The organism is Bacillus cereus group sp. MYBK227-1, from assembly GCF_051916325.1.
GTDB classification, from domain to species: Bacteria; Bacillota; Bacilli; order Bacillales; family Bacillaceae_G; genus Bacillus_A; species Bacillus_A cereus.
On record NZ_JBQAGK010000001.1, the window covers coordinates 672,764 to 685,223 of the forward strand.

Below are 12,460 nucleotides of genomic sequence, written 5' to 3' on the forward strand. Positions count from 1 at the left end.
AAATAAAATTTTAATCGGTAGAGATTTTTGTCTATCTTAATTAGCTATTAATCCATATCCGTTGAGATACATGATATTACTCATTAAGTACAATATTCGTACTGCCAAAGGATTCGGAATCGTATGTGACGATTATTTTGCCTTTACTAATAGGTTCGTAAGGCAATTCTTCTTCGTAATTACCATTATTTTCATTGTGGATAGAAAGTGTAATTTCATCGATTTTTTTATTTGTATACTGATCTTTAATCGTTTCAGCAATTTGGAGTAACGCCTCGGAACTAGAAGCTTTCGTAATAAGCATTCCTTTTATAACTTTTTTTTCATTATTTGTTGCATTGGAATAAGGGATGTTGCTTTGTTTTGTATACAAAAGTTTGTATGGAACAGTTTTTCTCTCTGCTTTTGATATAGTGGAATATTTTAGAGTTAAAAAAAATCCTACACATAAAATAATGCATACCATAAGAGCAAACCAAATGCGTATTAGTGACATAACTCTCATTTTCATCCCTCTTTCATATCTTTGACTTCATTATTTATCATACAAAAAGAGGATTAAGATAGAGTAAATTTGAGGTAAAGAAACGTAAAGAAGGAGCACTTATCCTCCCAAATAAGTGCTCCTTTCTATATAAAGAGAGATTTAACGCACGGTTAAACGATACATATTATTATAAATATATTTTTCAAGTGAAAATTAGTAAATTCGGAATACAGATAGTGTTGCAGTTGTATCGTCCGTGTTTGGAATAGAAATAGTGTTTGCTGTAGGTTGTACAGAAATTGTTGTACCAGCTTGTAAAGTAACGATTGTAGAGAACGATACAGCACTACCGATAACGTTAGTTGAGAAATTACGAGTAGGTGGTTGGCCGTTGAATGAAATACCGAATCCAAACGGTGAAGATCCTGGGAAAGTTGTAGATGCTGAGAAACTAATATCATATACGCCTGTTTCTAAAACTGTTAGAGTATCTGTAGTGTCATTGAAATCGATATTATTTATTTTGAAAACTTGGTTAAATTGGATATTTATTCCAGGTGATATTGTTTGAGCATTGGAGTTTCCGATTGCTGCGATCGTTACAGGAATTGGCGTACCCGCTGGTCCAGTAGCGCCAGTAGCACCCGCCGGTCCTTGGGCGCCTTGAGGCCCTTGAGTACCAGTAGCCCCCGTAGTTCCTCCGCCTAGGCAACCAGATCCATATTGAACTAGAATAGCTTGACCAAGAGCTTGAAGAAGTCTAGCAAATTCTGTAAGTTCTGACTTAGAGATGTTAATATGGCTACATGCTCTTACTTCGCAACAATCATTACCATAAAATACTTTTCCTTTCTTTCATAGAATAAATAGTCGTTACTATATATTAAAATGAAATTTAAACTAATTTCGTGATGGACAAACTACTATTTCTCAAAAAATAAGAAGTTTACCTACCTAACACGAACAATAAAAAAGTAGAGAAAAATCTATATGTTTTAAAGAGAATAAATTAGCATAAAAAACTCCCTTTAATTGTTAGAGTTTGCTTAACAATTAAAGGGAGTTCATAGAACAGCATTATCATTTTATAAGTTAATTGCCTCACGATTTACTTTAGGTAAAATCGGAATAGAGATAGTGAAGGTTGTACCGTCTGGAGCACTAGTCATTTTGAGCGTACCGTTATGATTTTGAATGATTTTTTTTGTTACTGACAAGCCTAGTCCTGTTCCCGAATCCTTCGTTGAGAAGAATGGATCAAAGATGTATTCTTGAATAGCTGGAGGAATACCAATTCCGTTATCTGTGAAAGTAATCCGAACGAAGTTATCAAGGCGATAACTAGTAATTTGAATAGAAAGAGGTTTTTCGCCTTGAGCATCGACGGCATTTTGAAATAGATTTAAAAACACTTGAACAAGTTCATGTCGATCAATATTGACTAAAATATCATCTAATTCATTAGAGAAGTTATAATCAATTGAAATATTATGCAAGGAAACTTCACTAGCTAGTAACTGTTGAATATAGTCACGTAAAAATGTATTGATGGGAAACGGTTCTCTTGTAAATTCCCGTGTTTTTGAAATGGCTAAAAATTTTGTAATAATATTATTTGCACGATCTAATTCAGGGATAAGCAAGTTTTTAAATAACTCTTTATTTGATGGAGAAATGCTTTCTTGTAAAAATTGTAAGTATCCTCGTACTGTTGTAAGAGGATTTCGTACTTCGTGTGCAATTCCAGCTGCGATTCGCCCTGCTAACGAAAACTTCTCTGCATCACGTTCTGTATTTAAATAATGAAAGACACTAATAACTCTAAAAATCTCCCCGTTATAATCACGAATAATTCGGTTATTTATAATGCCATAGTTTTTGTCTAAAACTTCTTCATTATATATTTCTGTTCCCGTTTTTAATGTTTCAATCGCTTTAATTTTTTCTTCCGGCAAGTTTAGTAATTGTTGAATCGGTTTTCCGATAATATCATTTCGTATTACACCGAAATCATCTGCAGCAACTTGATTACATAAAGTAATATTCCCTTTATTATCGATAAAGGTTACATGATGTGAAAAGGCATCAAAAATATGTACAAAGTGTTTTTCGAGTTGTTCAAATAAAAATAATGAATCACAAGTAAGTTGAAAATGAGCCTCTTTATTCTCTTTTGGTATTTCTTGAATGGAATGGGTTGTTCTAGTTTTCTTTATTCGTAAACCAATATGTGGATTTTTGTATGTGAAATGATGTGGTAATTGATTCACAAGTTCTTCATAAAAACGTACTTTGTTTTCTAGTTCTTCAATTCGTTTTTCATGAGATACAGTAGCATCGTTTGGAAGCATAAATAAATAACCCCTCATTTTAAAAATTCTTCCATATAGTATATCATATTTTTATAAGGATACTCTTAAAGAAAAGGCTACATGATGCAAAGTGTTTGGAAAGTGAATAGAAGATGAAGTTAAAAAGGGAGGGGTATATGTGCTGTTTATTGGAGTGACAGGATGGGGAGATCATGATTCTTTATACATAAATCCCTATGAAAATAGAAATAAATTACGAACATACAGCGAGTATTTTCCTATAGTAGAAGTGGATAGCTCATTTTATGCGATGCAACCTGCACGAAACTATACAAAATGGGCAATGGAAACACCGAAAGATTTTTCTTTTATCGTAAAAGCATATCAAGGAATGACAGGACATATGAAAGGTGAAATTCCTTTTTCTACGTTCGATGAGATGTTTGATGTATATAAACAATCTATTCTTCCTTTAATTGAAGCTGGTAAATTAAAAACGATTTTATTTCAATATCCACCATGGTTTGATTGTAAAAAGAAAAATGTAGATTTTCTTCGATATACGAAAGAAAAAATGGAAGGTTTACCATGTGCAATAGAATTTCGAAATCAAACATGGTTTTATCCAGAAATGAGAGATAGGACGTTACAGTTTCTAGAACAAGAGAAATGGATTCATACAATTTGTGATGAACCACAGGCTGGGATAGGTTCTGTGCCACTCGTGTTAGAGGTTACGAATTCAGACATGGCATTAATACGTTTTCACGGTCGAAATGTTCATGGTTGGCTTGATAAAGGGGAAAACTGGAGAGCGGTTCGCTGTTTATATCGCTACAACAATAAAGAACTGGAAGAATGGGTTGAACGATTAGAGCAATTAAAAAAGAAAACAAAGGATATATACGTACTGTTTAACAACAATTCAGGTGGGGATGCAGCAGATAATGCGAAACAGCTTATGAAAATGATGAACATTACATATGGTGAGCCGAAGCCGGAGCAATTAAATTTTTTTGAATGATAATAAACAAGAAAGGCACTGTACAAACAGGGGGAATGTACAGTGCCTTTCTATATGAAAAAGAGGGGTAACAATGTTACTGAGCGTTTGGTTGATTCATCAATTGTTGGCTTCACAATAAATGATAATGGTTATCATTATCATTGTCAATGGTTTTTCTAAAAATATATAAAAAACTTTGTATATTTTAAATAGAGATAAAAAAGAACAGCATTAATGCTGTTCTTTTCCGTTGACGAATTGTTGTAAATCAAAAGGAGTTATCGCCTGGATAAATTCTTTTGAGATAAGTGTTTGAACGAGAGTGCTCTCAGAGATAGAAGCACCTGTTTTCTTTTCATAAGCTTGTTTTAATAAATCAAGTTTTTCAGCCGTTTCTTTTGGTAATTCAATTGTAAGTGTGTTCATAATTTCTCCCCCTTATTATTAGAGTACCACTACAGTATAGGAGAGACAAGAAAAGAGAATATGAAATATAAAAAAGGTTACCAAATTTTCAAATGGTAACCTTTTTTATGTATAAGAGTTATTAAGCAATACCGATATACTTTAAAGTTTTTGATGGAGTACTGTGATCAAAGAAGTGTTGTAAAAATGCAATATCAACACCTGATTTGTATGCACAATAACCCCAAGTTTTTCGAAGTGTATGTGAGCTAATCCCTTCTAATCCAACTTCTTTTGCAGCTTTGTTTAAAATGTACCATGCATGTTGTCTCGTAATAGATTTTGTTCCTTTTTGAGATTTTAACAATGGTTCATTACGTTTCCAAGTTTTACGTTCTTTCATGTAGTCTTCGATTGCGTGCTGTAAGTCTTCATTTACAGCAAACCATTTATGTTTCTTCACTTTTTCATTGTAAAATAAAATGGAATGGCGAACATTTTCATTTTCATCGATTACATCACTAACTTTTAATTGTAAGATTTCACTTACTTTTAAGCCAGAATTTACAGCTAATACGAATAATAAGCCATCACGTTTCGAAGATTGTAAAAGTATATTTTTGATAGTTTCTAATTGTTTTTCATTTTGAATAGGTTGTCCTGCTTGTTTCATTTCACGCACTCTCCTCTTTTATATGTGTAAAGGAAAGGATTAACTTGTTTCTTACTATAAAGGGAGAGTGTGAATTTCATGTGAACTCCTAGTGAAATTAAGACAAATTATTTGACTTCTTTTACTTTTTGTAAATTGAAATAGAATACAACACTGTTAGTCGTATTATACACACCGTATTCGGCATGATGGAGGTCTAAAATGTTTTTTACAATAGATAATCCGAGACCGGTACCTCCAGTGTGACGGCTACGTGATGCATCTAGACGATAGAAGCGATCCCAAATTTTTTCAAGACTTTCTTCAGGGATAGGGTTTCCTGTATTCTCGATTTCGACTTTTACGGTATCTTCTGCTTCTATAATGGAGACTTGTATTTTTTCTCCCTCTGGCGTATAACGGATTGCATTACTTAGTAAGTTCACAACTACTTGCTCAATGCGACTGCGATTTGCTTTAACAAGTATAGAAGGGTCTGCATCGATGTTCACTTGTAAATGTTTTTCTTCCATGCTAAATAATAATTTTGTGTAGACTTGTTGCGTTAATTCACCGATTGAGAACGTCGTCATATCTAGTTTGTAAGTACCAGATTCCAACTTTGCTAATTCTAACATTTCAACAATCAGCCTGTTCATATTTTCTGTTTCTTCTAAAATAACATCAGTATAATACGAAGTATCCTTACTAACACCATCTTTAATTCCTTCTGCAAAACTTCTAATTACACTTAGCGGTGTTTTTAATTCGTGTGATACGCCAGAAATGAATTCTTTTCTTGTTTTTTCTAATTGACGTTCACGTTCAATATCTTGTTGTAACTTTGTATTAGCAACATTTAATCGATCGATTCGATCTTTTAAATTTACAGATAATGTATTGATACTGCCAGAAAGCCCGCCAATTTCATCGTCAGCTGTAACAGGTAATTTCTCGCTGAAATCAAAATTAGCCATTTTTTTTGTAACACGATTTATTTTAATTAATGGCTTAACAATGATTTTTGAGTAGTAGAAGGATAACAAAATAATTACGAGAAACACGATGATTAAGGCATAGACATAATAATCTTTTAAAACGAGCATCGCTTCATTAACAGGCTGCAAAGATGCTATCGCAAAAGCGTATTCTGTAATCCTTCCATTTTCTATAATCGGTTTTACAAAGATACTATTTTTTATATTTTCTCCGCCATCTAATATGAAAGTACTTAATTGGTTCGAGTTAGAAGTTCCCTCTCTAATCATATCTGCAAAATATTGAACGGCTTGTAATGTTTCAATATCATTTGCAAGACGAACCTCCGCTTTGGATGGGAGCTGTAACTTAGTTATAACACCTGTAAAGACGATTCGAGTTGTAGATTTGTATCGGCTTGCAAGTCTGTTCTTAGAAGGGTTACCATTAATTGACTGAAAATCCGAATAGAAATGTTCGTTCTGCCATTGATTATAATTCGTTCCTAATTTTTGTGGTGTGATTATATTATTCTCTTGTACGACTCCATCAACATTGATTATTACATCTTTTTTTAAACCTAAATTTTCGAATTTATTATATTCTTCTGGTGTTAAAAGATTGTTGAGTGGAATGGAATACTGTTTATTATTGTTGGGATTAAATACATCGATATAGTAATTGTTATCACTTTTAATAATACCGTTAGAATCCAAAAACTGCATATCGGCATTTGTTTTATCATGAAATTCTTGTTTTAGTTTTCTAACCTGCTCATAACTTTTATCACTTTTATCATAATTATCTACGAATTTTTCAAAAGCAGTTTGGACTGTTTTTACTTTCTTATTAATATAAAATTTCTCTAAAAATAGAGATTGTCCTAGGAAAAAAAGTAGGAATATGATTGTAAATAAAGTGGATGTTAATAAAAATAGTTTAAAGACAATACTTCTGTTTTTCACTGCGTCACCTCTTATGAGAAATACTGTAAATGATTTCTTTATCCCGTTAAATCCGATTGGTTCAACTAATAATCAGTGGGGGATGGAAAAAACCTCCACTGATTAAAGTTTCACTTCATTATAACAAACGTTACAAGAAAGTAGAGGGGAGAAATCTGTCTCTTTATAAAGTAGTTATTTATAAAAAGTCACATAAAAAGAACTCGCCAGACGTATGACAAGTTCTTTAGTGTATTATTGTTGAATTGCTGCATCTAAAGCGATTTCAATCATTTCGTTAAATGTAGTTTGACGCTCTTCAGATGTTGTTTCTTCGCCAGTGAAGATGTGATCGCTAACTGTTAATACAGATAATGCATTTACACCGTATTTCGCTGCTAATGTGTAAAGAGCAGTTGTTTCCATTTCTACTGCTAATACACCGTAATCTCCAAGTTTTTTAACTATGTCCATGCTTTCACGATAAAACACATCTGCTGTTAAAACGTTACCGACACGAACGTGTAATCCTTTTTCAGTTCCAGCATCATAAGCTTTCTTTAAAAGGTCAAAGTTTGCAGCTGGTGCAAAATCAAATCCTGGGAATGTTAAACGGTTCATATTAGAATCAGTACAAGCCGTCATTGCGATAATAACATCACGAACTTTTACATCTTTTTGAATTGCACCGCAAGTTCCAACGCGAATTAAATTTTTAACTCCGTAGCTTTGGATTAATTCGTTTACATAAATAGAAATAGAAGGAACACCCATACCTGTACCTTGAACAGATACACGTTTTCCTTTATAAGTTCCAGTGAAACCTAACATACCACGCACATTATTATAGCAAGTAACGTCCTCTAGAAATGTTTCAGCGATATATTTTGCACGTAATGGATCACCAGGTAATAGAATAGATTCAGCGATTTCGCCTTGTTTTGCTTCGATATGTACACTCATAAAAAAGTCCTCCTTATAATGTATTGATAGAAATCAATATCATTTGCATTATACACTACGAATCCTTTCAATTAAAATCTTTTTATTATTTGTAATATGTGCAAAATAGGAGGATTTCATAAATCATAATCTAGAATATATATCTTAAGAAGTTTTGTATGAATAGAGACAATAAAAATGGTAGGTGATGTTTTGAAAAATCTTGTCATTGGGCTTATTGCGTTAGTACTTATTGTGGCAGGAGGATTTTACATAAAAAAATATCAAGAAAACGAAGAGACTGTAGGAGATGTTCAGGAAGTAAAGTGGGATGTTTCAAATGGAAAGGGAAATGAGAAAGTAGATATTGTATTTCAGTTGTTAAACAACAAGAATAATGAAATTCGTGGTGTAAATGATCAAATGCGGGCAGTGATTGTAGATGGACAGTTAAAAAACATACAACAAATTAAACCCACATTTGCAGGGAACGGGTCATATAAGTTATCTTCCAAAATAGCGAAAGACGAAGAATATACAATATTTTTATACGAAGACAAAAATAAGTCCGTAGAGTCATTCGCTAGGAAGAATTTTGGTAGAACGAAAGAGGAGAACAATAAGAAAAAAGTGAAATTTCCAATCGACAGTGTACTTACAAAAAAAATAGGAGAGTATGAAGTTTCTCTTTTATTTGGCGCATTACATCCGAATGAACCAGTTACGTTAACATTTCAGTTTCAAGCGAAAAAGGGTGAAAAATTGAAATTGCATTCAGAGAGAGGAGAAGTAGAGTCACTCTATATAGTGGATGAAACGAAGGAGAATTTTTTATACGCTATGCCTGTAGATACGGATGAGCAATTACAATACCGAATTACATTTCCTGCCGAGGGCACGTATAAAATGTGGGGGGATTTCTATATAAATGGTAAGAAGTATGAAAAAGAATTTATTGTACAAGTTCAAAAAAGAAAAAACAGCTAAGAATTTAGCTGTTTTTTCTTTTTCCTATTAATTTTGTTACAGAGAGCATTGTAATTGGTAAAGAATGATTCTTCCTAAATGCTAAATATTTACCGCTCCATGCTGGTTTATATTTTTCTTTAAAATGTCGTAATCCGCTGAAACTATACGTATAACGAACGTTATTAAAGATTGCAGCAGCCACTCGTTCAGACCAGAAAGACTGTGTGGATAAACCAACATTTGAAAGTGGTGCCATACCGATATTAAAGGAGTGGTATTCATTTTCTTTTGCCCACTGGAATAAGTGGATGAAAATTGCGTCCATAATGCCGCTAGGCGCATCTGGATAATATCGCATTAAATCGACAGATAATGATCCGTTTTGATATACAGGCATGAATGTTGTGAATGCAATAATTTTTCCATCCGCATCAGATAATGTTGCGATAGGAGCGCGACTAATATATTCACGATCGAAGTATCCGAGTGAAAAACCTTTCTCTTTTTTTCCACCAAGCCATGCATCTGAAACTTTTCTTAACTCTTCATATAATTCGTCGGAGAAAGGTGGCTCATGAATAGAGAATGTATAGCCTTCTCTTTCAAAACGGTTGAAAGTAGCTCGCATGCCAGCGCGTTTCTTTCCTGTTATTGTAAAGGTATTTAAATCAACAACAGCTTCTTCACCAAGCTTAAAGAAGTTATAACCAAAATCGTGGTATAAACTCATCCATTTACTTTCAATTTGATAGAATACACAAATGTATCCAAATCGATCAGCCTCAGCTAAAAACTCTTGCAATACAGTACGATAGGAGGAAGGGTCCCCAATTGGATCACCCAGTACAATAAGTCGTTTTCCAGTTATTGAGAAGAGAATGAGTGCTTTTCCATCACTACTGAAAAAGAACTGTTTATCTCCTAAAAAACCTAAATGACTAAGTACATTTCCACCATGTTCATCTAAGAAGTTTTGTAATCGTTTATCATTAGCTGGTTGCCCGGGAAATTCATTTCGATAACGATTTGCAATGAGTGAACCAATTAGTAAAAAAGTAGGAACAAAAAAGGCAGCTGCTAATGCACTTCGTTTTACTTGTGTAATATTACGAACGACAAAATCAGGTTTGAAAGCTTCTTTTGCACCTGCAAATAAAATACCTAAGTTTTTATATAAATATAACGTTACAAGTAGGAATATAAAAACTTTTACGATATCGGAAAGTGAGACTTCCATTTTCTCACGTACAAACCTTTTACGAAGCATATACAATACAGCGAGTACGATTAATAAAATAAAAGTTTCTTCAACATCAATTCCTTTTAGTGTGTTAAAAATAGCCGCTCCAATTAAAGATACAATCGTCATATAATAAGAACGTTTTGTTCCGTAATATATCCCCCGCGAAAGAATGAGGAGGAGAATACCGAATGTTAGCGATAAGCTAAAAGAAAATTGAATAAGATGTTTTGGAGCTAGAATATGTAAGGCGTGTGCCCGATTTATACTTGTCGGTAGAATGGTTGATAAAATAACCATTAAGCCAGCAAATACTGTTAAAGCAGCAGATGCCCAAGAACCTAACTTTCCTAGAAAGTCACGCTGCAAAGTCCATATAACACCAGTTGTCTCTAATGCAGGCGCAATAAAAGGTTTATCTTCAAACTTTTTAATGGCTACTCCTGTCATTTCAAAAGCTGCAAAAATGAGACCAAGGCAGAAGGGCAAGATGTAATAGACGAGACGATATAATAACATAGCAGGGAGTAAAACACCTGTATCGATGCCGTATTGCCCAAGCCCAGTTAAGAAGACAAGATCAAATGATCCAAGGCCACCAGGAACAAGACTAACGACACCAGCTAAAGCAGCAATAACATATACGCCTAAAAACTTTTGGAATTCGATTTCAATGCCAAATAATAGTAATATGACGTACATAACAATACCAGCAGATACCCATTCGACTAATGAAACTAATGAGTATAAAACAGTTGGGTTTCTCTCCTCTTCTTCTTGTTCCTCTGTTTGCGTCGCTTTTCTATTTTTTAATTTAGAAAATCCGATATATATAGGGACGAAAAGAGCGAAGAAGATAAGAACAGGCCATAGCCATGGTTTTTCATGCAAAATAAATCTCGTGTCTAATATTCCGATAAGACCAAGAAATGAAAGAATGGCTAATCCATTAATAAAGGCAGTTGTCATCCAAGCGATACTTTTAATAAGTTTTCCATTTTCTTTTATATATGGACGATAAAGCATTGTGCGTACGCCGGCTCCAACAAGACCACCAAACCCGATAAATCCATTTAAAGTATTAGCAATCCACGAGATACGGAAAATCTTTTGGACAGGAATGTCAGCTTTTAAGTAACGAAGCATAACATAGTCATAAAAGAACATTGTTGATACAGCGAATGCACCAAGTGTAATTGCTAAAAAGACTCCTCCAGTTGGAATGTTTTTAATTGTATCAATCGCTTCTAAAAAAGAAATGCCCGCTAATTCTTTTTTTGCTTGAAAGAATACAATTGTTAATACAACAAATGGGAAGATAATTTTCCCGATTTGTAAGAAACGTTTCCATGAAAACGACATAAATACAACTCTCCTTGTATAAGAAAACTGAGACAATAATATTATTATGACAAACTTCAAGAAAAATAAAAAGGTAATTTCCTGTATAGGGGAGCTATTTTTTATATAGGTATATTTAAAAGAATATTTTGTTTATCAGAAAATTAAGTTAGAATAAGGTGAAAGAAGGGTGAGGGGGAGTATATGATTATAAAAGGTTACGTAGGATATGAGTTAGAAAAAGAGAAACCTAATACATCAGAAGATTTTTTTAACAGATCTGAAGTGACATATATATTAAATGGTAAAGAGAAAACTTTTTCGGTTTTATACGTTCGATATTTTGAAGAAGTTTTACAAGAAATTACTCCTTTTGAAGGAAATCCAGTGTATAAAGTAGAAGAACAAAACATATATTTGCGCGATATTGTAGCGATATGTTGTTTAATGAAAGATAAGGAGCTTCGTGCGCAAAAACGTTTGTATTTAAATAATATGGAAGAATTTCAACAATATTTTGATGAGGGAACGGTGTCGAAAGTACAAGAAATATTGGCTGAATTACATAAAAATAAAAGAGTAGAAATAGCGTGAAATGGCAAAGGAGAGAGAAAAAATGTCTAATTTTATGGTTGAAAATCAAACAGAACAAGTTTCTATATTTTTAGAAGATGCTATTAATTTGATAACCAATTATGTAAATTATCATACGTTACCTTCTTTATTAGAGGAAACACCAGCAGGGAATGAGCGATATTATAAAGGGTTATTAGCATCAATGAGACGACTTCTCGTTTTTTGCGAAGAAGGACAGGATGCATGTTTTGTTTTGTTGAATAGCCAGCCATTTCGAAAAACAGCAGCTGAAAAAATTTTATATAAGATTTACCATCAAGTAATTGCAGAGTTTTTTTCACCGAAGAGTGATCATTGGTATGAAAATAGTCGGTCTGCATATACAGGGAAAAATTCTATCGTTTTTCAACAAACACCACCTGCATCTTTAGAGCAAGTGATGAAGAGTTTAGAAGGTAAATTTCAATTGATGCGTGAAGAACTAGAATATTATGAGACGGATTATCAGACAAAGATGTTACACAAATATTGATTGAGGAAAAGAAGCTAAGGTGACTTAGCTTCTTTTCCTTTTGTACAGTTATATAAGGGATTTTCATTGAATATAG

The 12,460-nt window shown here is 33.3% G+C and carries 11 protein-coding genes and 1 pseudogene; 4 read left to right on the forward strand and 8 right to left on the reverse strand.

Annotated features, from left to right (window positions below; translation table 11 throughout):
• Positions 1-76 precede the first annotated feature (76 nt).
• From ACTFRM_RS03690 to ACTFRM_RS03700, 3 genes and pseudogenes are all read right to left on the reverse strand, one after another.
• The gene (locus ACTFRM_RS03690; RefSeq protein ID WP_001265569.1) at positions 77-505 is read right to left on the reverse strand and encodes a hypothetical protein; all 429 of its coding nucleotides are present in this window, start codon (positions 503-505) and stop codon (positions 77-79) included.
• 195 nt (positions 506-700) lie between these two features.
• Positions 701-1,339: pseudogene (locus ACTFRM_RS03695) on the reverse strand (Gly-Xaa-Xaa repeat protein); the annotation flags it as partial.
• Positions 1,340-1,572: 233 nt separating this feature from the next.
• The gene (locus ACTFRM_RS03700) at positions 1,573-2,838 is read right to left on the reverse strand and encodes an ATP-binding protein (protein ID WP_146718785.1); all 1,266 of its coding nucleotides are present in this window, start codon (positions 2,836-2,838) and stop codon (positions 1,573-1,575) included.
• 139 nt (positions 2,839-2,977) lie between these two features.
• On the opposite strand from ACTFRM_RS03700, the gene ACTFRM_RS03705 reads away from it, so the two are divergent.
• Positions 2,978-3,823: a DUF72 domain-containing protein gene (locus ACTFRM_RS03705; protein WP_000897361.1), complete on the forward strand. Its 846-nt coding sequence runs from the start codon at positions 2,978-2,980 to the stop codon at positions 3,821-3,823.
• A 213-nt stretch (positions 3,824-4,036) separates the two neighbouring features.
• On the opposite strand, the gene ACTFRM_RS03710 is transcribed toward ACTFRM_RS03705, so the two are convergent.
• From ACTFRM_RS03710 to deoD, 4 genes are all read right to left on the reverse strand, one after another.
• Positions 4,037-4,231 (reverse strand): DUF3924 domain-containing protein, encoded by a 195-nt coding sequence (locus ACTFRM_RS03710; RefSeq protein ID WP_001094860.1) that lies wholly within the window; start codon positions 4,229-4,231, stop codon positions 4,037-4,039.
• Between the two features lie 121 nt (positions 4,232-4,352).
• Positions 4,353-4,883 carry a tyrosine-type recombinase/integrase gene (locus ACTFRM_RS03715; protein ID WP_000806236.1) on the reverse strand — a complete coding sequence of 177 codons (531 nt, stop codon included), beginning with the start codon at positions 4,881-4,883 and terminating at the stop codon, positions 4,353-4,355.
• A gap of 107 nt (positions 4,884-4,990) precedes the next feature.
• Positions 4,991-6,805: a sensor histidine kinase gene (locus ACTFRM_RS03720; RefSeq protein ID WP_000797516.1), complete on the reverse strand. Its 1,815-nt coding sequence runs from the start codon at positions 6,803-6,805 to the stop codon at positions 4,991-4,993.
• A 234-nt stretch (positions 6,806-7,039) separates the two neighbouring features.
• The gene (deoD, locus tag ACTFRM_RS03725; RefSeq protein WP_000110703.1) at positions 7,040-7,747 is read right to left on the reverse strand and encodes a purine-nucleoside phosphorylase; all 708 of its coding nucleotides are present in this window, start codon (positions 7,745-7,747) and stop codon (positions 7,040-7,042) included.
• A gap of 177 nt (positions 7,748-7,924) precedes the next feature.
• Between deoD and ACTFRM_RS03730 the strand changes: the two genes are divergently transcribed.
• Positions 7,925-8,713: a hypothetical protein gene (locus ACTFRM_RS03730; protein WP_128266897.1), complete on the forward strand. Its 789-nt coding sequence runs from the start codon at positions 7,925-7,927 to the stop codon at positions 8,711-8,713.
• A gap of 4 nt (positions 8,714-8,717) precedes the next feature.
• On the opposite strand, the gene mprF is transcribed toward ACTFRM_RS03730, so the two are convergent.
• Complete coding sequence (mprF, locus tag ACTFRM_RS03735; protein ID WP_137396499.1) at positions 8,718-11,297, reverse strand: bifunctional lysylphosphatidylglycerol flippase/synthetase MprF; 2,580 nt, start codon at positions 11,295-11,297, stop codon at positions 8,718-8,720.
• A 183-nt stretch (positions 11,298-11,480) separates the two neighbouring features.
• Between mprF and ACTFRM_RS03740 the strand changes: the two genes are divergently transcribed.
• Together ACTFRM_RS03740 and ACTFRM_RS03745 are read left to right on the forward strand one after the other, a co-directional pair.
• Entirely contained in the window at positions 11,481-11,870 is a 390-nt protein-coding gene (locus tag ACTFRM_RS03740) for a hypothetical protein (protein ID WP_000584367.1), read from the forward strand.
• 22 nt (positions 11,871-11,892) lie between these two features.
• Positions 11,893-12,384: a YpuI family protein gene (locus ACTFRM_RS03745; RefSeq protein ID WP_000064519.1), complete on the forward strand. Its 492-nt coding sequence runs from the start codon at positions 11,893-11,895 to the stop codon at positions 12,382-12,384.
• Positions 12,385-12,460 lie beyond the last annotated feature (76 nt).

Bases quoted from the DNA above. Each gene is read 5' to 3' on its own strand.
- ACTFRM_RS03690 (WP_001265569.1), bottom strand. From the start codon at position 505: ATGAGAGTTATGTCACTAATACGCATTTGGTTTGCTCTTATGGTATGC.
- ACTFRM_RS03700 (WP_146718785.1), bottom strand. From the start codon at position 2,838: ATGCTTCCAAACGATGCTACTGTATCTCATGAAAAACGAATTGAAGAA.
- ACTFRM_RS03710 (WP_001094860.1), bottom strand. From the start codon at position 4,231: ATGAACACACTTACAATTGAATTACCAAAAGAAACGGCTGAAAAACTT.
- ACTFRM_RS03715 (WP_000806236.1), bottom strand. From the start codon at position 4,883: ATGAAACAAGCAGGACAACCTATTCAAAATGAAAAACAATTAGAAACT.
- deoD (WP_000110703.1), bottom strand. From the start codon at position 7,747: ATGAGTGTACATATCGAAGCAAAACAAGGCGAAATCGCTGAATCTATT.
- ACTFRM_RS03730 (WP_128266897.1), top strand. From the start codon at position 7,925: ATGGTAGGTGATGTTTTGAAAAATCTTGTCATTGGGCTTATTGCGTTA.
- mprF (WP_137396499.1), bottom strand. From the start codon at position 11,297: ATGTCGTTTTCATGGAAACGTTTCTTACAAATCGGGAAAATTATCTTC.
- ACTFRM_RS03740 (WP_000584367.1), top strand. From the start codon at position 11,481: ATGATTATAAAAGGTTACGTAGGATATGAGTTAGAAAAAGAGAAACCT.
- ACTFRM_RS03745 (WP_000064519.1), top strand. From the start codon at position 11,893: ATGTCTAATTTTATGGTTGAAAATCAAACAGAACAAGTTTCTATATTT.